This window comes from Reichenbachiella ulvae, from assembly GCF_025833875.1.
GTDB lineage: Bacteria > Bacteroidota > Bacteroidia > Cytophagales > Cyclobacteriaceae > Reichenbachiella > Reichenbachiella ulvae.
Window position 1 is genome coordinate 4,439,903 of record NZ_JAOYOD010000001.1, and the last position, 23,348, is coordinate 4,463,250.

General features: G+C 40.9%; 22 protein-coding genes. 9 read left to right on the forward strand and 13 right to left on the reverse strand.

Features of this window, described 5'->3' with window-relative positions:
• The first annotated feature begins 21 nt into the window (after window positions 1-21).
• The gene (locus N7U62_RS18110; protein WP_264139487.1) at window positions 22-1,218 is read left to right on the forward strand and encodes a DUF8457 domain-containing protein; all 1,197 of its coding nucleotides are present in this window, start codon (window positions 22-24) and stop codon (window positions 1,216-1,218) included.
• A gap of 62 nt (window positions 1,219-1,280) precedes the next feature.
• Here the strand turns inward: N7U62_RS18110 and rodA are convergent, their stop codons facing one another.
• The 9 genes from rodA to N7U62_RS18155 form a co-directional block, all read right to left on the reverse strand.
• On the reverse strand, window positions 1,281-2,546 hold the full coding sequence (gene rodA, locus N7U62_RS18115) for a rod shape-determining protein RodA (RefSeq protein WP_264139488.1): 1,266 nt from the start codon (window positions 2,544-2,546) through the stop codon (window positions 1,281-1,283).
• The gene (locus tag N7U62_RS18120) at window positions 2,543-4,342 is read right to left on the reverse strand and encodes a peptidoglycan D,D-transpeptidase FtsI family protein (RefSeq protein WP_264139490.1); all 1,800 of its coding nucleotides are present in this window, start codon (window positions 4,340-4,342) and stop codon (window positions 2,543-2,545) included. The genes rodA and N7U62_RS18120 overlap by 4 nt, the downstream gene beginning before the upstream one ends.
• A gap of 2 nt (window positions 4,343-4,344) precedes the next feature.
• A complete protein-coding gene (locus N7U62_RS18125) occupies window positions 4,345-4,860 on the reverse strand; it encodes a Rod shape-determining protein MreD (protein WP_264139491.1) in 516 nt (171 codons plus the stop codon).
• Window positions 4,847-5,716, reverse strand: coding sequence for a rod shape-determining protein MreC (gene mreC / locus N7U62_RS18130; RefSeq protein ID WP_264139492.1), 870 nt, complete (start codon window positions 5,714-5,716; stop codon window positions 4,847-4,849). Before mreC ends, N7U62_RS18125 begins: the two co-directional genes overlap by 14 nt.
• Before the next feature lie 3 nt (window positions 5,717-5,719).
• A complete protein-coding gene (locus N7U62_RS18135; RefSeq protein WP_264139493.1) occupies window positions 5,720-6,748 on the reverse strand; it encodes a rod shape-determining protein in 1,029 nt (342 codons plus the stop codon).
• A gap of 104 nt (window positions 6,749-6,852) precedes the next feature.
• Window positions 6,853-8,379, reverse strand: coding sequence for a bifunctional phosphoribosylaminoimidazolecarboxamide formyltransferase/IMP cyclohydrolase (purH, locus tag N7U62_RS18140; RefSeq protein ID WP_264139494.1), 1,527 nt, complete (start codon window positions 8,377-8,379; stop codon window positions 6,853-6,855).
• Between the two features lie 77 nt (window positions 8,380-8,456).
• Window positions 8,457-9,038: a phosphoribosylglycinamide formyltransferase gene (gene purN / locus N7U62_RS18145; RefSeq protein WP_264139495.1), complete on the reverse strand. Its 582-nt coding sequence runs from the start codon at window positions 9,036-9,038 to the stop codon at window positions 8,457-8,459.
• Between the two features lie 2 nt (window positions 9,039-9,040).
• Window positions 9,041-9,913, reverse strand: a complete 873-nt coding sequence (locus N7U62_RS18150; RefSeq protein WP_264139496.1) for a geranylgeranylglycerol-phosphate geranylgeranyltransferase — start codon at window positions 9,911-9,913, stop codon at window positions 9,041-9,043.
• A gap of 7 nt (window positions 9,914-9,920) precedes the next feature.
• Window positions 9,921-10,607, reverse strand: coding sequence for a hypothetical protein (locus tag N7U62_RS18155; RefSeq protein WP_264139498.1), 687 nt, complete (start codon window positions 10,605-10,607; stop codon window positions 9,921-9,923).
• Window positions 10,608-10,851: 244 nt separating this feature from the next.
• On the opposite strand from N7U62_RS18155, the gene N7U62_RS18160 reads away from it, so the two are divergent.
• The gene (locus tag N7U62_RS18160) at window positions 10,852-11,433 is read left to right on the forward strand and encodes an FISUMP domain-containing protein (RefSeq protein ID WP_264139499.1); all 582 of its coding nucleotides are present in this window, start codon (window positions 10,852-10,854) and stop codon (window positions 11,431-11,433) included.
• Here N7U62_RS18160 and hflX read toward each other — a convergent pair.
• A complete protein-coding gene (hflX, locus tag N7U62_RS18165; RefSeq protein WP_264139500.1) occupies window positions 11,430-12,596 on the reverse strand; it encodes a GTPase HflX in 1,167 nt (388 codons plus the stop codon). The genes N7U62_RS18160 and hflX overlap by 4 nt on opposite strands.
• Window positions 12,597-12,670: 74 nt before the next feature.
• On the opposite strand from hflX, the gene N7U62_RS18170 reads away from it, so the two are divergent.
• The 5 genes from N7U62_RS18170 (at window position 12,671) to N7U62_RS18190 (ending at window position 18,561) form a co-directional block, all read left to right on the forward strand.
• Window positions 12,671-13,777 (forward strand): glycosyltransferase family 4 protein, encoded by a 1,107-nt coding sequence (locus N7U62_RS18170; RefSeq protein WP_264139501.1) that lies wholly within the window; start codon window positions 12,671-12,673, stop codon window positions 13,775-13,777.
• 165 nt (window positions 13,778-13,942) lie between these two features.
• Window positions 13,943-14,635: a polysaccharide biosynthesis/export family protein gene (locus N7U62_RS18175; protein WP_264139503.1), complete on the forward strand. Its 693-nt coding sequence runs from the start codon at window positions 13,943-13,945 to the stop codon at window positions 14,633-14,635.
• Window positions 14,636-14,638: 3 nt separating this feature from the next.
• Window positions 14,639-17,026 (forward strand): GumC family protein, encoded by a 2,388-nt coding sequence (locus N7U62_RS18180; protein ID WP_264139504.1) that lies wholly within the window; start codon window positions 14,639-14,641, stop codon window positions 17,024-17,026.
• Window positions 17,026-17,745 carry a tyrosine-protein phosphatase gene (locus tag N7U62_RS18185; RefSeq protein ID WP_264139505.1) on the forward strand — a complete coding sequence of 240 codons (720 nt, stop codon included), beginning with the start codon at window positions 17,026-17,028 and terminating at the stop codon, window positions 17,743-17,745. Before N7U62_RS18180 ends, N7U62_RS18185 begins: the two co-directional genes overlap by 1 nt.
• A 93-nt stretch (window positions 17,746-17,838) precedes the next feature.
• Window positions 17,839-18,561 carry a porin family protein gene (locus N7U62_RS18190; protein ID WP_264139506.1) on the forward strand — a complete coding sequence of 241 codons (723 nt, stop codon included), beginning with the start codon at window positions 17,839-17,841 and terminating at the stop codon, window positions 18,559-18,561.
• Here the strand turns inward: N7U62_RS18190 and N7U62_RS18195 are convergent.
• From N7U62_RS18195 to N7U62_RS18205, 3 genes are all read right to left on the reverse strand, one after another.
• On the reverse strand, window positions 18,558-19,115 hold the full coding sequence (locus N7U62_RS18195; protein WP_264139507.1) for a phosphatase PAP2 family protein: 558 nt from the start codon (window positions 19,113-19,115) through the stop codon (window positions 18,558-18,560). The genes N7U62_RS18190 and N7U62_RS18195 overlap by 4 nt on opposite strands.
• A gap of 50 nt (window positions 19,116-19,165) precedes the next feature.
• A complete protein-coding gene (gene rpoN, locus N7U62_RS18200; protein ID WP_264139508.1) occupies window positions 19,166-20,608 on the reverse strand; it encodes an RNA polymerase factor sigma-54 in 1,443 nt (480 codons plus the stop codon).
• A 119-nt stretch (window positions 20,609-20,727) separates the two neighbouring features.
• Window positions 20,728-21,639 carry an SDR family oxidoreductase gene (locus N7U62_RS18205; protein ID WP_264139509.1) on the reverse strand — a complete coding sequence of 304 codons (912 nt, stop codon included), beginning with the start codon at window positions 21,637-21,639 and terminating at the stop codon, window positions 20,728-20,730.
• 120 nt (window positions 21,640-21,759) lie between these two features.
• On the opposite strand from N7U62_RS18205, the gene N7U62_RS18210 reads away from it, so the two are divergent.
• Together N7U62_RS18210 and N7U62_RS18215 are read left to right on the forward strand one after the other, a co-directional pair.
• Entirely contained in the window at window positions 21,760-22,506 is a 747-nt protein-coding gene (locus tag N7U62_RS18210; RefSeq protein WP_264139510.1) for an ion transporter, read from the forward strand.
• A gap of 31 nt (window positions 22,507-22,537) precedes the next feature.
• A complete protein-coding gene (locus N7U62_RS18215) occupies window positions 22,538-23,347 on the forward strand; it encodes an arylamine N-acetyltransferase family protein (protein WP_264139511.1) in 810 nt (269 codons plus the stop codon).
• Window position 23,348 lies beyond the last annotated feature (1 nt).

The following is a 23,348-nucleotide window of genomic DNA, read 5'->3' on the forward strand; positions in this document are numbered from 1 at the left end:
TTTACAAAAGAAGCAATTATTATGCACGGTAGCAAATTAAATCCACAAGCCACATCCCAGTACGCCAATACCTATAGCCAGAAAATTCTCGACGATTTCTTTCAGGAAAAGGAAGGGATCACAGGTCAGGAAATCATTTCTCTGACCCCTATCAAGCAGGTCAACTTCTTTGTATTGAAGGTATTGTTCGAAGAGTGGCAAGAAGAAACGAAAAAGTTTAAAAGCCCCTATTTCGATTATAGAAATGAGGAGGTTAATACAGCTTTGAAGACATTAGTCAACACGCTCTCTAAGCACATCCTGATTCAGAAGGATGATTTTCACGAATTGCTGACCCGAGCAGTAGAGCAAACTTTGGTTTGGCTGTATGATCCGACTGCATTTTTATTGGAGGAAGCTCAAAAGCTGGAGGGTAAAGACATTTGCAAAGAATTGAAAGCCGAGAGCAAATACATCAAGGTTTACAAAGATCTGTATGATTCTATTTTGAATAATTTGGAATCAGGGGTTTCTACTGACAAGGCAGTGGTTCAAAGCGTAATGAAAAATGCCGTGGGAAACTACAAGGAAGATCCAGCAGAGAGAGAAGAGGTTGAAACTTTTTTTAATGCGGTGGTTCCATTGGATGTTTTTAAAACAGATGAGCCAATCCCAGCGAAGGTGAAGCCAGAGCCAGAAGTAGAAGCTGTGACTGAAGAAGAAGATAGCTTCTTTGATTCATTGGAAGAATTGCCAGAAATAGAGCAGGAGGAGGAAACCAAACCAGAACCAAAGGAGGACAAACCGTTGTCTGAAGGGATGAACGAGCAGTTTGAGCCTGAAGTAGCTCCAAGGAAGAAAACAGAACCTTTGGCTAAGAAAATAGCGAGCACGAACCCTTCTTCTCCTAATCTAAATGAGCAATTTGCTGGAGAGGACATTCAGACTTTGAACCAACGCTTCGAGGAGAAAGAAACCATTGCATCTCAGCTGGAGTCGAAACCTACCGAGGAGCTGACTCGCTCGATCAGTATCAATCAACGATACATGTTTGTCAACGATCTGTTCGAGGGCAATGAGAAGGATTACGAGAAAGCTTTGTATCAGATGGAAACCAGCAAGTCTTTTGATGCTTCAGTTGAATTATTGGTTCAGAGCTATGCTAAGAAGTACACCTGGGACATGAATTCGGATGAAGTGAAGGAACTTCTGAAGGTAATTTTCAAGAGGTTTAGATAAATCAGGTTAGAAAAGAAACAAGGAAAGCGAGTCAATGTACTCGCTTTTTTTGTGTCTGAGCCTTAGCGCATCAGTACTTGCATCCTGTTCGCATCCAGTCCTAACAGGATGAAAAGAAGTGCAGTAAATGACCAAAGCGAAGATCCCCCATAGCTGAAGAAAGGCAGTGGAATCCCGATCACAGGAAACAAACCGATAGTCATCGCGATGTTAACCGCAAAGTGAAAGAAGATGACAGAAAGCACGCCATAGCCATATATTCTGGCAAATTTTGTTTTTTGCCTCTCCGCAATAATGGAAACACGAATCAGAAAAATCACAAAGAGTGTGATCATAATGAAGCTACCGAGCCAGCCTTGTTCTTCTCCGAGGGTACAAAAGATGAAGTCTGTACTTTGCTCAGGTACAAAATCGAATTTGGTTTGAGTACCTTCTAAAAATCCCTTGCCAAAAAAACCACCTGAACCGATCGCAATTTTGGATTGAGTGACGTTCCAGCCGGCACCTAAGGGATCAGCGTCTGGATTGACGAGTGAAACTACACGCGTTCTTTGGTGAGGCTTCAAGACATTTTGCATCAGGAAGTCGACACTGGTGACGGTAGCGAATATGGCCAAAGCTACCAGTATGGTGATAATGATTCTTTTAGGGTGCTTTACAGAGGCCCCAATGATGACCAGACAGATCACTCCTGAGACAATGAAAATAATCATCTTGCTCACCAGTAGTGTGAGGACGAAGAGAATCACAAGACCAATCCCTACGATAAAATAAATCGGAGAAATACCTTCCCTGAACAGAATGATAGAAAAAGCAGCAAAGACCATCGCAGAACCTAAATCCCCCTGCAGAACAATGAGAATCATAGGCAAAAACATAATTCCTGCCGCGATCAATTGGGTCTTAGGATTTTCCATTTTGACATGGATATCCCCGAGGTATTTGGCCAATGCCAGCGCCGTGGCAAATTTGGTAAACTCCGAGGGCTGAAAACGAAAACTCCCTATTTGGAACCATGAGGTGGATCCCGCGACTTCACGACCAAATAGAAGTACGGCGATCAACAAGAGTATCATGACGCCATAAATGATGTAGGCAAAGGAATCGAAGAATTTGTAATCCAAACTGACTACTCCGAAAATGATCAAAATCGATGTGCCAATCCATATCAGCTGCTTGCCAGGATTGTATGTGAGGGAGAGCATTTCGGAAGCAATTTCCTCTTCGTATACCGCCGCATAGATATTGATCCAACCAAGGATCACCATGGCGAAATAAAGCAGGACCACTGTCCAATCGATTCTATCTAGTATACTATCCTTTCTCAATCGAAGAATTCTCCTTTAAGTACATAGTCTTCGAGCCATTTTCTTTTGACTTCTCCTCTAATGTACGATTCTATACACAAACTGGAAATAGATGCGGCAGCTCGCCCACCCCATCCTGCATTTTCTACATAAACCGAAATGGCAATCTGTGGATTGTCCTTTGGGGCAAAAGCCATGAAGGTAGAGTGGTCTTCACCATGTGGGTTTTGTACGGTACCCGTCTTACCACAAATTTCAATGTCCTGAATGATCGCGCGACCTGCAGTACCATATAAGGCATCCTGCATCCCCTGAATCACGACTGGAAAATGCTCCGCACTGATTCCTGATTCCTGTCTTTCGGTATAGTACGGGTCGATGTAATTAGAACTACCAGTGGCCTTAACTATATGGGGTCTATAATAATGCCCGCGGTTGGCCATGATAGCTGCCAGATTAGCCATTTGGATAGGATTCAAAAGGGTTTCTCCCTGTCCTATCGCCAGTGAATGAAGGTTGGAGACTTTCCATCTGCCGGTTCCATAGATACGGTTGTAAAGTTCGGTGCTAGGAACGAGACCTGATTTTTCATTTGGGATGTCGACTCCTAATGGTCTGCCTAATCCAAAATTATGCATGTATTCGGCCCAGGTATCCATACCAATAGGCGCTTGTTCGAATTGACTCAGCTCTGGATTTTGGTTGATGATTCTTCGGAATACTTTTACGAAGTAGTTGTTGGAAGAAAACATGATCCCTTTTCTAACATCGTAATATCCCTGAGGTGCGTGATCCCCTATCAGGCTATGATCACAATAGACTTGTTCTTTGGCGCCAACAACTCCTTCCTCCAATGCGATCAGAGCCTGCACTATTTTAAAAATAGATCCGGGAGGATACATAGCCATCAAGGGTCTATTAAAAAGAGGTTTCAAACTATCCTGAGTCAGTAGCTCAAAGTTTTTTCCAAAATCGCGACCACTTAGTAAACTTGGGTTGTATGAGGGGGCGGATACAAAAGCCAGTATTTCTCCAGTAGAAGGTTCTATGGCAACCACACTGCCAATCTTTCCTTCCATCAATTTTTCGGCATATTGTTGGAGTTTGAGGTCAATGGATAAAGTGAGGTCTTGTCCTGGCACGGACAGCGTATCGAGTTTTCCATCTTTGAATGAGCCCTGATCCACTCCTCTTACATTTACCATTTTGTACTGCACGCCACGCTTGCCTCTTAGCTCTTCTTCATAGCTGGATTCGATGCCTGTGATGCCCAAATAGTCCCCCTGTTTGTAATAGTCAGTAGTGTCGGCTCTTAGTTGTCTTTGGTTGATCTCGCCGATGTAGCCCAGGGCGTTGCTCAAATTTTCATAGTCATAGCCTCTAATCGTCCGTGCTTTTGGATAGAAACCTCTGATTCCTGCCATCTGGTCAGCAATAGAGGCGAACCATTCATTTGATATTTGTTTAGCAAACTGAGAAGGCTGAATGTATGAGTACCGTTTGGCCTTGTCCATTTTTTCATCAAACTCCTCTCGTGTGATTTGAAAGAGCTCGCAAAAAGCTGCCGTATCTGGTAGGTGCACTTCTTTTGGGATCACCATTAGATCGAAGATCGGTTCATTGTGCACGATCAGCTGATGGTTGCGATCATAGATCAACCCTCGGTATGGATAATCGACTACTTTATGAATGATGTTGTTTTCAGCAGCTGCTTTATAATTTTCATCCAAAATTTGAATAAAAAAAAGCTTGACCAAAAAGATCATGGCTACCAAAACAATGGCTATTCTGATGATATATCTTCTATCATCATACATACTTATCTGATCTTACGATAAAACAAATATTGAATAATAAGGATCATCACCATCGTGAACAGAGAGCTATAGAAAGCAATCCCCATCGTACGCCAAAACATGTCAAAGCCCGAAGCTTCGATAAAGAAGATCAACAAACTATGTAGCAATACCAATGGATAAGTGTACATCAGAAATAACCTTAAACCCTGGTATCTCACATTGATTTTGGCTCCAGTATCATATCCTCCGCTAGGCGTCATGATTTCTGACCAGTAGATTTTGAGGAACACAAAGCCCAGGCAGGCCGCAGCATGAATACCTAAAGTGTTGTAAAATACGTCAACAATTAACCCTACCACAAAGGCTAATACCAACTGTACAATAGTGCCTGTATCTATTGGGATCAGAAGAAAGATCATGAGATAGGCAAAGCAAAATGCTGTGTCAAACAAGACCATATGCTTAAAAAGCAATACTTGACCAAGTATCAAGAATATGACGCTGATTAAACCTTCTAAAAACTTAAATCTGCCCATCTTCCTCCATTGTTTTTATGGTGAGTGAATCGATTTCTGCTTTGTCAGGTTGGCGTAGTAGATACACATGCTTCAATCTATAAAAATCAGTTGCGAGTTTGATTTTAGCTTCATAGAATGTGGCAGCATCATCCAAATGAACATGATTGACAATACCTACGAGTTCACCTTCAGGAAAGATAGAATTGTATCCTGAGGTGAGAATAGAATCTCCGATATTTAATCTAATATGTCGTGGAAAGTAAGCGATATCTGCTTCTTCGGGACTCTCTCCATTCCATTGAATCGTACAAAGACCGTTGGATATGGCATGCTTAGCCGAAATCAAAGATCGACTGTGTAGTATAGAAACTACTGTCGCGTAATGATCCGAAACGTATTTTACTTGTCCCACGATCCCATCAGGACCTATGACACCCATTTTGGGGAAGACCCCATCTTCAGCCCCTTTGTTGATTGTGAGGTAATTGTTTCGGAGGAAAACGGAGTTGTCTATTATTCTAGCATGTATGCCATCTGAGAAATTGATGGAATCCAGTGTGTCTAACACCAAACTCCTCAAGCTATCTGGAGCTGTGAGAGTCGCGAGATCACTGCTGTCACTCAGCAATAAAATACGTTGTCTCAGACGCGCATTTTCTTCAGCAAGCAATTTGTTTTTTTCAGTGAGAGAAAAATATCCGCCCACATTGTCAGAAAGATTGAGAATAGATGCTGCTAACCGGTTGGAGGAAGTAAAGTACTTGGTGCTGTGATAGCTATTGCTTTTGACAATGATCCAAAAACAGAATCCCTCCAAGACGATGAACACCAGTAGTGTTCTATACTTGAATAGAAACTGAAGCAGTCGATTCATGTACTATTGCATTAATACTGCTTTGTACAATTCGATGTTTTTTAGCGCTTCTCCGGTACCACGTACTACGGCCTTCAATGGATCCTCGGCAATATGGATTGGGAGTTTAGTCTTGAGACCAAGACGTTTATCCAGTCCTCTTAAAAGAGCACCACCACCAGTTAGGTAAATACCATTGTCATATATATCAGCTGACAATTCTGGAGGAGCAATTTCAAGTGCCTTCAATACTGCTTCTTCTATCTTAGAAACAGATTTGTCAATCGCAAAAGCTACTTCTGAATAGGAAAGCTTGATCACCTTAGGAATGCCAGTCATCAAGTCACGTCCTCTGATATCAAAATCTTCAGGCCCTTCATCTAATTCTGTCAAAGCAGAACCTACATTGATTTTTACTTTTTCAGCAGTACGTTCACCAATCAAAAGATTGTGCTGACGTCTCATGTAGTCAAGGATATCCTTGTTGAAGGCATCTCCAGCCACTCGAATCGACTGATCACAAACAATCCCTGATAAAGCGATCACGGCAATCTCTGTGGTACCCCCTCCGATATCTACAATCATACTACCTACCGGTCTTTCAATATCGATACCAATACCGATAGCCGCAGCGATAGGCTCGTGGATCATATAGACTTCTTTGGCTCCAGCATGCTCTGCAGAGTCACGAACGGCTCTTTTTTCAACCTCTGTAATTCCAGAAGGAATACAAATGATCATTCGGTGAGAAACAGGGAAGAGTCTTTTTTTGTTCTTGTCGATCATTTTGATCATACCGCGAATCATAGACTCGGCCGCCTGGAAATCAGCGATCACACCATCTTTCAATGGTCGAATGGTGCGAATACTCTCGTGGGTTTTCTCATGCATCTGCATAGCCTCGCGTCCGATGGCCAGAACTTTGTTCTTAGCCTTATCAATCGCGATGATAGAGGGTTCGTCAACTACGACTTGATCTTTACTGATGATCAAGGTGTTGGCTGTGCCAAGGTCAATGGCAATGTCACTCGAAAACAAATCTAAAAATCCCATACTGATTTCTCTCTCAAATATTCTGTAGACTGGAAGCGCACAAATTACGCACAAAAAAACTCCCAATCAACAATATTCATATACGAATATTTTTTTTGTTTTTATTAATGCTTAAAGTGGCGAGTTCCCGTCATTACCATCGCCAATCCATGCTCATCACAGTAGTCAATCGACAACTGATCTTTGATGGACCCTCCTGGTTGAATCACTGCTGTAATTCCCGCTTTGTCTGCCAATTCTACACAGTCCGGGAAGGGGAAAAATGCATCTGACGCCATCACTGCTCCTTTTAGATCCATCCCAAAACTTGCTGCTTTTTCTACGGCCTGATTCAGGGCATCAACTCTTGAAGTTTGACCAGTCCCGCTGGCCAGCATCATTTCATTGTTGGCGAAAACAACGGTGTTAGATTTAGTATGCTTACAAACCTTAGAAGCAAATAGCATCGCATCGATTTCTTCCTGACTTGGCGCTTTTTTCGTCACGGTCTTTAGATCCTCAGCAGCGTCTGTTTTCAAATCTGCATCCTGCATGATCACGCCATTCAGCAAAGTCTTGAATTGTTTCTGAACAGTAGCAACTGGTTTAATTTTAAGAATGATTCTGTTCTTTTTAGATTTTAATAATTCTAAAGCGTCAGCATCATAGTCAGGCGCGATCAGGACTTCACAAAACAATTTGTTTATCTCTTCAGCTGCATCCGCATCGATTTTTTCATTAGTCACCAGGATACCTCCAAACGCTGATATATTGTCAGAGGAAAGGGCTCTCAAGTAAGCTTCTTTCACGTTGGCACCTTTGGCTACTCCGCAGGCATTGGTGTGCTTGATGATGGCAAAAGCCGTTTCTCCTTCAAACTCTCTGATCAAGTTGACCGCAGCGTCTACGTCTACCAGATTGTTGTAAGACAGCTCTTTTCCATTCAGTTTATCAAACAGCTCGGTTAAGTCACCGAAAAATGCCCCTTCCTGGTGTGGGTTTTCACCATAGCGAAGTGGGCTGGCTTGTCTGATGCTTTGTTTGAATACCTCTTCCTGCCCACCTTGGTTAAAGTAGTTGAAGATGGCACTGTCGTAGTGAGAGGAGATGTCGAATGCCTTGGTGGCAAATCTTTTTCTTTGCTCTAAAGTTGTTTCGCCATTTTGTGAGGACAGCATGTCGATTGCTTCCTGATATTGCTCCATGGAAGACACGATCAACACATCATTGAAATTCTTCGCCGCACCGCGAATCAAAGAAATCCCTCCAATGTCGATTTTTTCAATAATGTCCTCTTCTGAAGCACCGCTGGCTACTGTCGCTTCGAATGGGTAGAGGTCTACTACCACCAAATCAATGTCTGGTATGTTGTGAGTAGCCTTTTCTTGTTTGTCGCTCTCATTGTCTCGACGGTTCAGGATGCCACCAAAAATCTTTGGATGCAAAGTTTTTACTCTTCCAGAAAAGATAGAAGGATAGTCGGTGATCTCTTCGACAGGAGTAACTGAGATACCCATGTCTTCGATGAATTTTTGCGTTCCACCAGTGCTATAAAGTTGAACATCGTTTTCTGCTAAAACCTTTACCAGGCCATCAAGATTGTCTTTGTGAAAGACGGAAATTAGTGCGGACTTAATTTTTTTTGAACCCATTTTTCTCTGCGTAAAAAATAAGCTGCAAAACTACTTATTTAATTGAGAGAAGTACAGTTTTGATGCTAAAGATTCCCTTAAGCTTTATAGCTCAATACATATTCCTCTATGGCTTTTGGAAAATGTTCGTATTCCAGGGCATGGATCTTTTGAGCTAGAGATTCTGGGTCATCGGACGGGTCTATCTGTACTGAAGCCTGACGTAGGATTTTGCCATTGTCATAGATCTCATCTACCAAATGGATGGTGATGCCACTTTCTTCTTCTTGCTGGGCGATTACTGCTTGATGTACCTTGTCTCCATACATCCCCTTGCCTCCGAATTTGGGAAGTAGCGCAGGATGAACGTTGATCATTTTGTCTCTATAAGCCTGAATCAAATAGGGAGGAACTAACCACAAAAAGCCCGCTAATATGATAAAGTCTATTTGATTCTTTTTGAGTAATTCCAGTACTTCTTCACTCTCATAAAAGGTAGGGCGGTCAAATGTATGGCTTTCTATTCCTAGGTTTTTGGCCCGCTCGAGTACAAATGCTTTCTTTTTATTAGAAAGAATCAATGACACTTCCACCTCATTGTGTTGAGCAAAGTGCTTCGAGATTTGTTCTGCGTTGGTGCCACTGCCAGAGGCGAATATGGCAAGTTTGATTTTGCTCATGATTAAAATTCGAGAATGACCATACTGAATATGCCTGCAACAATAAGCCACTTAGAATAATTACTCAAGCGGGTGAAGGCAATTTTTGTGTCTGCGTGAATTAATTTCCATATGAAATGCGCATATGGAATCATCATTAATCCAAAATAGACATTCATTTCAAAATGATGAAGTCGAAATAGAAAGTAGCCCAAAGAGATGAAAAATAATAGGTTAAGTCCGTAGAGTATCCATTTGGTTTTTCTGGTACCTAAGGCTATAGGTAGTGTTACTCCTCCAAAACTGGCATCCCCTTCCATGTCTTCTATATCCTTGATGATTTCTCGAATCAGGGTGATCCCAAAAGCAAAAAATGCATAGACGAAAAGCAACAAGTTCAGTGACCCAAAGTATAAGGACAATACCAGAAGGGTTGTAGAAGTCATTAGTGCTACGACCAAATTACCTATGAAGGGAAGCTTCTTGAGCTGGTTAGAATACCACCATAGGAGTACGGCGCATATCAAATTGATGACACCTAAATAGAGAGACACCCATGCACCTAAGAGCACCCCTATCAAGTTCATGGCAACATGTGCGAACATCACAGGTCTTCTTCTAATGTTGCGCCCGACTATCACTTTGTCAGGTTTGTTGATCAGATCGATTTTGATGTCATAGTAGTCATTGATATAATAACCACTGGCCGCTATGATCATGGTTCCTAGCACTAAAGCAAATAATCTCGGATCTAGCAGTACATCGCTGACCGGTTTGTCATTGTTGAGAATGAAAATAGTAGCCGCATATTGCGTAAAAAAAATGATGATAAGATTATTGACCCGACTAAGCTTAAGTGCTTCTTTCAGCAGTCGGAAGTAGGATTTTCCCTCCATTGGTTGATTACATTTGGCCCCAATCCATTTTTAGGTCTTTTAGGGTCATGGGTTTCTTGTCCATTATAGTGGTGTCAGTGCCTATTTCTATGGCATTGGATTTCCACCCAGCATGCTCTCGGCTAAAAGAGATGTCTTTGATATCCATTCCTGATTTGATGAGCTGATACCCAACCAGTAAAACGTCCTGATTGGTCACAGAGTCGCCAACATGAATCATGTTAGATGTATGTGTGCTCTGTAAAGGTGAGGGACGTTCGTGGATATAAAAGCCATAGTTCTGAAGGTTGAACACGCGGTTTTTGTCTTTGTCTTTGGTATAGTATCTTATGATGGTGTGTTTTACCGGGTGATCGTATTTTGGGGATTGTGCCATCAGAGCCGCGAAAAACAGAGAGTCAGATTTTTGGGTATCCTCAGGTTTCTCTTCTGGTTCTTCTTTGCTAAACAGTGGTAGGAATGGGTTTTCCTCTGTATTAGGTTCCTCAATTATATAGTCTTGTTCTGTATCCTCTGATAAGAATTCCTTCTTAAGTTCTGGACTAGAATATATAATCACCTTGTCTGATTTGAGCTCAAGTTGATCTGCAGGATCAGATGTATCATGCGTTACAAAATACATTACGACCAGGGTTATCCCGACTGCTATCAAAGCTATGACAGGATTAAAAATGTATTCGCTCTGTTCTGACATTGGCTGAAATGTTTGGTGATTATGCTGTAAAATCTTAGATAAGTGATAAAATAGATGGTTTCACAAAATCACGTGTAGAATCTAGTTAAATGTTTCGATAAATTTAAAGGATCAATCAAGATTGTGCAAAATCTCCATTGATTGCTGGATTTTTTTATATTTTTGAGCAAGATACGTTTTATTAAGGCGTGTCTAAACTTTAAGAATTGATAGAATACCAAAACAAGAACTTAATTCAATCCATATGAAAAAATTGTTACTGTTGCTTATCGTAGTTGCTTGTGCACTATCTACTTATGCTCAGGAGGTAAGTACGTTTACTGATCCAAGGGATGGTACGGAGTATAAAGTGGTGAACTTGCAAATTGAACTTGAGGGAGGAATCTATATAGAAAGAATATGGATGGCAGAGAACCTTAATTATGAATTAGAAGGGTCGGTATGTTACAAAAACTATCCGGCATATTGCGGCAAGTATGGTCGTTTGTACGATTGGGTTTCTGCTAAGACAGCTTGTCCAGAAGGCTGGCATCTATCTACACAGCTAGAATGGCAAGAACTAATGATCGGTTTTGGAGGCTATAAACAAGCGGGTAAGGCACTGAAAGAAGGTGGCAGTACTAACTTGAATATTCTTATGGGAGGTTTCTCTAATACAGAAGGGCAGTTCAGTGATATCGGTAAAACAGCACACCTTTGGGATGCTGAATTAGGAGATAAAAGAACGGCTGGTTTGATTTCTCTATATGCAGACTATGATGAAGTGTCTCACGATGTAATCAAAGCCTCTAACAAGAACAGTTGCAGATGCGTTAAGGATTATTAATAAAATTCTGGCGCCAAATAATTAGGATATATTTTCAAGTGGTGCTTTTTGACTTTCTCAAAGAGCACCCTTCTGAATTCCCCGATATTTTTCTTTTTCACTGCCGAGATAAAAATATTCGTTTTGCTCGAAGCAGTCGTATCTATACCAGCCGTAAATTCAAAATCCCCCTCTTCTGGTGAGCCTAATTGATCAATCTTGTTATAAACCACGATTGTTTCTTTATCGCCCGCTCCCAGTTCTTCCAGTGTCTCATTTACTACCTGCATGTGCTCTTCAAAAGATGGGTGAGAAATATCTACTACATGTAGAAGGATATCCGCTTCGCGCACTTCATCCAGAGTTGACTTAAATGACTCGATGAGGTTGTGAGGTAATTTTCTAATGAACCCAACCGTATCTGATAATAGGAATGGAACTGTATTAATCACCACCTTGCGCACAGTAGAATCTACCGTCGCAAAAAGTTCATTCTTGGCATAAATGTCTTCCTTGCTAAGGATTCGCATGATAGTGGACTTGCCGACATTCGTATATCCTACTAGTGCGACTCGAACTACATTCGTTCTTGATTTTCGTCTTGTAGCTCCTTGTTTGTCGATTTTCTCTAGTTTCTTTTTGAGAACGCTGATCTGATCTCGAATCATTCGGCGGTCAGTCTCGATCTCTTTTTCACCGGCACCTCCACGTGTACCAGTTCCCCCTCGCTGACGTTCGAGGTGAGTCCACATACGTGTCAATCGCGGCATCAAGTATTCATATCTTGCCAATTCAACCTGTGTTTTGGCCTGAGCAGTTTTTGCTCTCTTCAGGAAAATATCCAGAATTAATAAACTTCGGTCATAGATTTTGACCTTTAAGTCTCTTTCTAAGTTGCGGATTTGTGATGGAGTAAGATCATCGTCGAATATGACTATGTCGATTTCCTGATCTTTGACGTAGGTCATTATTTCTTCTAATTTTCCCTTTCCTACAAAAGATCGAACATCTGGCTTGTCCAGCTTTTGGATGAAAGTTTTAGAAGTTTCGATATCCAGAGTACTCGCCAGAAATTCCAATTCATCCAGATACTCCTGGGTTTTTTCGTCGGATTGTTTCTGTGGAGAAAGTGCAACTAGCACCGCTCTTTCAATTTCTTTTTCTGTTAGATAATAATCACCCATTCCTTGAATTTTATGCAAAATTCATCAATTATCTTGATTTACTATAGTTTTACAAGAAATCCTTTACGCTCAGTATGCGAGTTGTCATTTGTATCAATACTTCCTGGAATATTTTTAATTTCCGTTCGGGCCTGATCAAAGGTTTGTTGGCAAAGGGATATCAGGTGATCGCTGTAGCCCCTCAGGATGAATACTCCGACAGCCTGGTCCAAATGGGATGTGAGTTTCGCCCGGTTCAAATGCACCAAACAGGTTCGAATCCTTTTCGAGATTTTCATTTGTTTTTGGATCTCAGGAGGATATATGCGGATGTCAAGCCGGACATCATCTATCAATATACAGTCAAACCGAATATTTATGGTTCTTTGGCTGCCCGATCATTGGGGATTCCTGTGGTCAATAATGTAAGCGGTTTGGGCACCGTTTTTTTAAATAGGGGTCTAACTTCAAGAATTGCTAAGCTCCTATATAAACTGGCTTTTCAAAAAGCTGACCTGGTGTTTTTTCAAAACAAGGATGACAAAGCTGATTTTTTGACTCAAATCAAGTTACCACATTTGAGAACCGACTTGCTGCCTGGTTCGGGTATCGACCTTCAATCATTCCAATCAAAAAGTGAAATATCTAACAAGCCCTTTCGCTTTTTAATGATCGCAAGGTTGATTTTGGATAAGGGGGTCGAGGAATATTTATTAGCCGCTAGAAACTTAAAAAGAGAATATCCAGAAGTTGTTTTTCAACTGTTAGGGCAACTGGATGAAAAGCATGCAAGGGGTGTTGCAAAAAAATATCTTCAGGAGTTTATCGATGACGATACCATTGAGTATTTAGGAACCAGCGATAGTGTCAAACAGCTAATAGATGAATCAACCTGTGTGGTCCTGCCTTCCTATAGGGAGGGAACCCCAAAAACCTTGTTGGAGGCGGCAGCAATGAGCAGGCCGATCGTGACCACTGATGTGCCAGGATGTAGAGAGGTGGTAGAAGATGGCCGAAATGGCTATCTATGTCGAGTGATGGATTGGCGAGATTTGGCAAGGAAAATGCAGAAAATGATTGAACTTCCTCCTGAAGAGTTGATGAAATTGGGAAAGAATGGTAGGCAGTATGTAGCTTCTAAGTTCGATGAGCAGTTGATCATCAATAAGTATTTGGAAGTCACAGCCAATATTCTAGAATAGGTACTAGAGAAATAGCCATTCTCATTATCTTACACCATATTTGCCAAACCAGCGCTTTAATAATTATTTGCTAATAACACACTCGTGAACAAGCATTTGGATAGAAGCTTATTACTAGTCCTAGTCGTATTTTTGAGTTCTTGCAAGGTTTATAAGCAAGACATAATGTTCAAACTCGGCAAGGGATTTACCGAAACCGAACTTTCTACGGCGGTCATGCAGGCCGAGCGCAATTATGTCATTCAAAAAAATGATTACCTCACCATAGATGTCTTTACCAACAAAGGTGAGCGAATAATCGACCCTAATTTTGAGCTACAGCAAAACATGGGTAACCAAAGACGCGCTCAGCAAGATTTCAAATATTTGGTGCAGCAGGATGGGACTGTGAAGTTGCCTATAGTGGGCCAAATAGAACTAGATAGTTTGACTCTAAATCAAGCAGAAACTCTATTGGAGGTCGAGTACAATGCTTACTACAAGGACTCATTCGTCAAGTTAAGTTATACAAACAAGAGAGTTGTCCTTTTAGGAGCCTTGGGAGGTCAGATCGTACCTCTAATCAATGAAAACATGAGCCTGATAGAGGTGCTGGCTATGGCTGGTGGTCTAGACATGGGCGCAAAGGCACAAAATATAAAAATCATTAGAGGTGATTTGACCAATCCCGAAGTATATCAAATTAACTTAAGCAGTCTTGCAGGAATGCAAGGCACTATGCTGAACATGGAGCCTGGGGACATTGTTTATGTAGAGCCATGGAGAAGACCTTGGCTTGAGGTCACTAGGGATATCGCACCGCTATTGAGTTTAATGAGTAGTACTTTGGCACTCATCTTAGTACTTCAAAATTTTTAGGTGGTGAATTTTAAGAATTATCATACTGCACCTCATTCACCTACCGATGGACCACAAGAGAGTAGTGATCCTCTAAGTAGCATTGATTTTGAGAAACTCCAAAATGTGTTTTTGAATAACATCATTTGGGTGGTTCTGATTATCTTTTTGATCAATGCGGGTTCTTATTTGTACATCCGATATACAAAGCCCCTTTATAATTCAGAATCCATACTTAAGCTGGACATAAAGAGTGAAGCAGGGATTTTGGGAATTCAAAATCCTCTAGAAAATGACATTAAAGGACTGGCTGGTGAAATAGAAATCCTGAAATCACGGCTTTTTGCCAGCAAGGTGGTGGATGCGGTAGGAATGGAAGTGTCCTATTATCATCCTGGCAGAAGTCATTTGTATGATGAACGATATGGCAATAGCCCTTTCAAGGTAGATTTTGAAATATTAGAACCAGGAATTCGAGACAGAGCGCTTAATATTGAAATTCAGAATGATAAAAGTTTTGTACTTGATTTTGATTATTTGGGGATCAACTATAGAAAAAAGTGCAATTTCAATGATACCATAGCATTCAGCTTTGTTAAGCTATATTTTTCAAAAACTAAATATTTTGAGGAGCAGAAAAATCTGGTTGACTTTTACTTTGTTCTGAATAGTAGAGAAGCATTGATTGACTATTTTCAGAATCATATAGAAGTAGAACCTGTCAATTTCAATGCTAACACGATCAAGGTATCACTGACTGATTATAATCAGGTTAAGGCCAAAAGTTTAGTACAGGCGATAGACACCATTTATCTTAATTATACCAAGTCTGCCAAGAATCAGGCGGTTGAGCAAAAGATTGCATTTCTCCAGAATCAGATGGACAAGACGCAAAAGGATTTGGAGGCTTTCGAACAGTATTTTGAGCGTTTTACCATTCAGAATCGAACAACGGATCTGTCCCAAGATCTGAATTATACGATCAAGATTCTGAATCAATTGGATTCGCAAAGGTTCAACATACAAAATCAAATTGGCGTAGTAGATCTCGCTATCAAGCAGCTCAAAGCTGATCGAACGATCAATATGATTGAGCTACCAAAACCAATGGTACAGGTGATCGAGGATTACAATGAGCTGAAGGATGAAAGAGCTCTGAAATTGGAGAGTTACAATGAAAACACGCAGATAATCCAACGGTTGAACAGCCAAATCGAAATAGCCAAATCATCTGCTTTGGATCAATTGTCAGCCATGAAGGAGAACCTGGCGGAAAGCCAAGTTGAGGTTAGTAAAAAGCGAAGAACCTTGGAAAGTAGTTTTGCTCAACTTCCATCGATGGGTACCTCATTCAACAAAAACCGAAGGCTCTATTCTTTGCAGGAAGAATTTTACTTTTCTCTCATAGAGAGTAAAATAGAATTGGAAATTGCTCGAGCCGGTACAGTTACGAATTTTGTGATATTGTCTCCAGCATCTAGTCCATCAGCCCCTGTTGAACCCAAGAAAATGCTTGTCTATGGCGCCAGTGCTGTGGCTAGTTTGTTGTTTTCTTTTCTTTTCATTGCTGTTTCTTATTTACTGGACGATAAGATTTCTAATTCAAAAGAATTAGAGAGGCTATTAATTGCACCTCTACTGGGTGTTGTTCCTAAGTTTGTATCAGAGAAACTGCAAGTATCTAGTTTAGTTGTTTCTCGAAATCCTAAATCCTCTATCAGTGAGGCCTTGCGTTCCATCCGTACCAATATGGAGTTTATGAATACAGGTAATGGTCGGAAATTGATTTCAATTACCTCAACAGTGAGTGGCGAAGGAAAAACATTCGTGGCAGTGAACTTGGGCGCTATTTTTGCCTACACTGGACTGAAGGTAGTGGTGGTTGATTTGGACATGAGGAAACCAAAAGTCCACTTGGCATTCAATTCTGAGGCTGAGAATAGGGGGGTTAGCACGATCTTAATCAACAAGGATTCGGTGAAGGATTGTTTGAAAAAGACTGAGGTTGAAAACCTTTCTTTTATTGGTGCAGGCCCTACCCCTCCGAACCCTTCGGAGCTGATCTTGGGTGAAAATTTTGATAAAATGCTGGAAGAGCTGAAGCAGGAATTTGACATTGTCATGTTGGACACACCTCCTGTTGGTTTGGTTACAGATGGTATTTTGGTCATGAAAAAATGTGACCTTCCAGTCTATGTAGTGAGATCGGATTATTCTAAAAAGTCCTACCTTAAATCCATACATCGATTGATCAAAAGCAATGGGTTTGACAACCTTTCGGTCATATTCAATGCGGCCAGTAGCAAGGGTAGCTATGGCTATGGTTACGGCTATGGAAAGGGTTCGGGCTACTATGAAGAAGCCAGTCAGAGCTCTTCCAAATTGAAAAGAATATTTTCTAAGAAGTCCTGATGTTTGGCTTAATCCATCGACAGAAAAATCTTCCGTATACTACAGATGTCCATTCGCATCTTATCCCTGGTATCGACGATGGAGTGAAAAGCTGGGAAGAGTCTTTGAGTATTCTGGCCGAGTTGAAAGAACTAGGGATTAAAAAAGCCATCACGACTCCACATATTATTTCTGACTATTACCCCAATTCTCCAGAGCTCATCAGAGAAAAAGTTGAAGTGCTAAATGCCAAAATAAAAGAGCAAAATATGGACCTGTCGGTCGAGGCTGGGGCAGAGTACTTTGTGGATGACTGGTTTGTAAAGCAAGTCGAATCTGGTGCTGAATTATTGAGTTTTGGTGGGAAGTATATTTTAGTGGAAACGGGCTTTATCAATAAACCCATGTATCTGGAGGAGGTGTTCTTTAAATTGAAGGCTCGGGGTCTTGAACCTATATTGGCTCATCCAGAGCGCTATGATTATGTGCAAGAGGATATTCGAATTTTGGAGAGGTTTAGAGACATGGGGGTGAGACTTCAAGTCAATGCTTCATCCTTTACAGGACATTACTCCCCTCTCGCTAAAAAGACAGCGGAGGCGATGGTTAAAAAAGGATGGGTAGATATGATAGGGTCGGATGTTCATCACATGAGGCATGTCGAATTATTGAAAAAAGCTTCAAAAACGAAATATTTTAAGAAACTCGGGCAACTACCACTGCTCAATCAAACATTATAGACGCAGGGCTGAGATATCATGTGCGTAAACCTTATAATTTCAAAATTAATCTATCTTTGCCAGTCGAAAAATAACAGGCTTTAATTCAAGCAAATGAAGAACAAAATCACAATCTTGTTGGGTATAGTTACGATGCTCCTAACGATCAATTTCAATGCATCGGCACAGTTAAGTGAGGAAGTAGTGAAACGCACTCCAGAATTGCCTGGAGAGCTGATGATTGATTTTGGGTTCAATCTTTTGACCAATAAGCCTTCGCACTGGGATCAGACACATTGGTTTAGATCAAAGTCTTTTGCAGTGTACTTTGTGCATCCACTAGATGTAACCGAAAAATTAGAAGTAAGACCAGCTATAGGTATGAGCTTCGATAAAATAGGATCTAAGAATGCCAATTTTTATGCTATTGATCCGGACAATCCTGTGGTATTAATACCAGAAAATGCAGATGTAATCAAAGCTCAAGTGGCTATATCGAATATTGAAATTCCAATAGAGATTCGTTACAATTTTTCTGGTAATTCAGATAGAACTTCTCCTTTTATCGGCTTGGGGCCTGTTGCGGCCTTTACCTATGAAACCAAGCTCAAGGTAAAATATGAGGATGGAGGAGAAAAGTATAAGGTCAAATCAAAAGGTGATGCTGATTTCTTAGACACCCCAAAATTCAGACTTGGGGCTCATGCTCGATTGGGTTGGGGTCAATTTGCCTTCTTCTACAAATACTATTTTAACCCAGTCTTTAAGGACAGTGGGTTTGACGGTACGGGCGAGACTATGATGTCTACTGTAGGGATTTCAATTACCGGTCTTTAAGCAAACCAATACAAAGCTGAGAAACAGGTAGTCAACCCAATAAGGCTACCTGCTAATATTTCCACAGGTCGATGAGCATTCAGGTGTAGCCTGGCTGCCATCACGCATCCAGCAAGGACAACCAATACAATAAAAGGGTAAAGGAGGTCGCTACCGGGATTTTTCCAGCATAGGCAAAGTAGGTATCCACACACTCCGCTCATACCTGCTGCATGAATACTGATCTTGAAAACCGAAGTAATAACCGTCAAAATTACAATCAAAAGTGTTGTTGATACAAATACGACGGTGACCAACTCATTGACTCCTACTTTGAAAATAAATAAGTAGGTTGTCATCCCATAAAAAAGAGTAATAAAGACAAAGGGGACAATTCTTTCTTCACGGTTTTCCATCTTTAGACTGCTGATCGATCCTGATACTCTCAGTATGGAGATACTGATGATAGGGATGATAAAAGTAGTGATGAAAAGGAACGGTAAAGAGATCCAGGAAAGTGGTAGAATCAATTCAGGACTGAATGCATACAAGACTAAAAACGTGAATGTAGGCATCAACAATGGATGAAAAACGTGGGATATGATTTGGCTGATTTTGTCTCCCACTACAGTTCTTTGCGTAAACGTGCTACTGGCAAATTCATTTGTTCTCTGTACTTGGCTACCGTACGTCGAGCGATGCTATATCCTTCTGCTTTCAAAAGTTTCTCCAGCTTGTCATCAGACAGTGGTTTGGCTTTGTCTTCTTCTTCGATGAATTTTTTCAGCTTTTGCTTCACCTCCCTACTACTGACATCCTCTCCCGAATCAGTAGCAATGCCTTCAGAAAAGAAATATTTCAATGGGAAAATGCCAAATTCAGTCTGAATAGATTTGCTATTGGCTACCCTGGAGATAGTTGAGATATCCATGCCTATGATTTCGGCAATATCCTTCAAAATCATGGGCTTCAACTTTGATTCGTCCCCATCCAAAAAGAAATCGTACTGATACTTTATGATCGCATTCATAGTATTCAGCAAAGTTTGCTGTCTTTGTTTGACTGCATCAATAAACCATTTAGCGGCATCTAGTTTTTGTTTGACAAATGATACCGTTTCTTTTAGCTTCTTGTCTTTTTTATCACTCTTTTGGTAGGATTGAAACATATCCGCATATGAGCGACTGACTTTTAACTCTGGTGCATTCTTAGAATTGAGAGTCAATTCCAGTTTGCCATCATTATTGGTCAGGATGAAGTCGGGAAGTAGATACTGAATACGAACCAGACTATCAGAGCTACCTCCTGGTTTGGGATTGAGTCTGGTGATGGTCTGAACAGCGTCTTTTAGTTGTTCGCTACTTATACCCAATTTCTTTTCTATTTTGTCATAGTGCTTTTTGGTGAACTCGTCGAAGCACTGACTTACTATCTTGAGCGCAAGGTCGATTTCTTCTCCATGTACTTCTTTTTTCTCCAACTGGATCTGAAGGCATTCTTGCAAAGATCTAGCGGCAATACCAGCAGGATCGAAAGTTTGTATTTTTCTGAGTATTTCTTCCAGCTCGTCGAGCGTGGTATCTATATTTTGAGAAAATGCCAAATCATTCATGATGGCTTCCAAATCACGTCGAATGTAGCCATCCGATTCTATACTGCCAATCAGTTGTTTGCCGATGATCTCTTGTGTTTCGTCTAACTTCAGAAACCCAAGTTGAACGATCAGCTGTTCTTGCAGTGAGCTGCCAGATGAGATGGGCATCTCCCTATCCTCTTCCGGATAGTTGCCATCCCCTTGCATTTTGTATCCCGCATAATCGTCCTCTTGCAGATAGTCATCTACATTCAGCTCATCATTGCTGGTGTCATTATCGTCTGCGGTATCCTGCTCCGTGCTGCGGCTGTCCTCTTCTTCTTCTCTGCCTTCTTCGAGAGCAGGGTTTACTTCCAGTTCTTCTTTTATTCTTGCTTCTAACTCAGCAGTAGGCACCTGCAGCAACTTGATGAATTGGATCTGCTGAGGGGATAACTTTTGTCCGAGGGATTGAATTAATCCGAGCTTTTGCATGAAGAAGTTTCTTTAATTAGTTCAACCAAATTTATTCTATTCTCCTAATATATATCGAAGAATGGAAAGTAGTATTTTTTTTGCTTAGCGATAATGATGCCAAAAACGATTGACAAGCCTTATTGTTCGGCAAGAATCTGAACCTGCTGATCCAGGATTTTGATTCCTTCCTCAAAACTAACTGGTTCATATCCTAGCTCAGTTCTGGCTTTATCAAGGATGAATCCGGTCTTGGGAGGTCTTTTAGCGGTCTGAGAAAAGGTGCTGCCATCGACTTTCGTAATCAGAGATTTATCCAGATTAAAAAAATCGCAGGTTTTCATGGCCATGTCATAGGGCGTCAATAGATCTTTGCCAGAAATATTGAAGATTCCTTTTTTCTGATGGACAGCGCTAAGGTAGCAGCCCATAGCCAGATCTTCAGCCAGGGTTGGTGTGCGCCATTGATCATCCACGATTTTTAATTCTTTACCTTCTTCCAGACTTTTCTTAACCCAAAGAATAATGTTGGAACGACTCATGCCTGGGGTAATGCCATATACAAGTACCGTACGTAGAATGGACCAATTGATGTCACTCGATTGAACTACCCGTTCAGCGTCTAGTTTGCTTTGGCCATAGAAACTAACTGGATTGGCCATGTCTGTTTCCTTGTATGGACCCGCCTCTCCGTCGAATATGAAATCAGTTGATAAGTGAACTAAAAATGCATCTGTAGCCTTACAAGCCTCAACTAAATATTTTACAGCTTCGACATTGAGCTGCCTGCAGGCTTCTTGTTCTGTTTCGCATTGATCCACATTCGTCATTGCTGCTGTATTGACTACCACATCGGGTTGATGCTGAGTCACTACATCCAAAACCTGTTGACGATTACAGATGTCCATTTGCGCATAAGTGAAATCTCCAGTTAGGTAATCTAATCTGCTTTCCCCATGTGAGGTAGCGACGATTTGCTCCCCTTTTTTTAGCAGTAATTGTACGAGTTTTTGACCTAGCAATCCATTGGCACCCGTGATTAAAATTTTCATGTTATAAGCTTGGTTTTGGTTAATAATTTTGAGGAATTTCAGAGGGTAAACTTAGATAAAAATATTTTTCTATCTTCGTCGAAATAGTCAAATCAGAACAATTAAAATCTATTGAGTCACATGCAAGAAAAAGAGCAAAACAACGGCTCCAATCTAAAGCCTAACAGTTTCCAAACCCTACTATTGTTTCTGTCCATCTATGTGGTGATAGAATTATATGTCAGTTCAGTAGTGGATTATACGGAGCAGATGGCTACTATTTTAGAATGGATCGATTTTGTTATCTGTTTGCTCTTTCTTTATGATTTTTTTACTGGTATTTATCGCGCAGAGGATCGTTGGAAATATTTCAGGGTGCACTGGATAGATTTAGTCTCCTCGATACCTATGGTGGGAGTGTTAAGGGCAGGAAGAGTTTTTAGAATTATTCGGATTCTTCGTGTGGTTCGTTCTGCTAAGTACATCCTTTCGTTTTTTAATCAGCGAAGTTCTTTCAATACTTTCAAAAACCTGATAATGGTAAGTGTGGTGATCATTATGATGTTCACACTGAGTTTTTACCATCTCGAAAGAAATGCCAATCCTCATATCAATGATCTGGGAGATAGCCTTTGGTGGACTACTATTACTACAATCACCGTTGGGTTTTTGCAGGATATTCCACCGGTCACAGTAGAAGGTAAATTTTTAAGTGTGGCATTGATTTTATTGGGCATGATTCTGTTCTCTACTCTGACAGGTACCATCACGGATTACTTTATTGAGGATGAGGATATTCAGGAAAGCATCTATGAATTGAAGGATAAAGTAGATTCTTTGGAGGCCAAAATTGATCGGATGAACGAAAAGCTCGACAATTTGAAGTAGACCTTCATCTGTTTTAGTTATAAATTGTAGCATGTCTCTTTGTTCTGCACATTCGTCTAAACCCACATTGCCAGAAACGGTAATTCAGAGATATCTGCAAAGGATCAAAAGTCCCTATGAGCGCTTGCCATCCTTGAGATACTTGCGCTTGTTGCATAGAAACCATATGATGCATGTGCCTTTCGAGAATCTGGATATTCACTTAGGCAATGAGATCATTTTGGATGCAAAAAGGGTGCTGCAAAAAGTGATAATCAAGAAAAGGGGAGGGTTTTGCTATGAGCTCAACGGCATATTTTGCTTGCTGTTGAAGGCGATTGGTTTTGATGCGCAGCTTATTTCAGCACGGGTGTATAGTGAGGGTAACTATGGCAGAGAAATGGACCACGCAGCTATTTTGGTTCATCTGGATCATAAATCTTATCTCTGCGATGTGGGTTTTGGAGATTCTTTCCTTTCTCCAAAAGTGATGCACGTGGGAGAAGTGCAGATGGACTACAACCTTTATTACAGGATTGATAAAAATGCAGAAGGAGATTACATCTTATCTAGATCGGAAGATTCAATCACTTTTACTGAACTATATCTTTTTACAAAAAAGGAGCGCCAATGGATTGAATTTATAGATATGTGCCATTTTCATCAGCACAATCCCTCTTCTCATTTCACCCAAAAGAAGGTAATCACCATAGCCAAACCAGATGGCCGCCTTACTCTCTCAGATGAAAAAATGACACGAGTGCAACTGGGGCAGAAGATAGAAACACCCATTCTCAATCATGACGAGTTTCAGGTGCTTCTACACCAGCACTTTGGTATTCTATATAGAAAGAGCCGTTAGA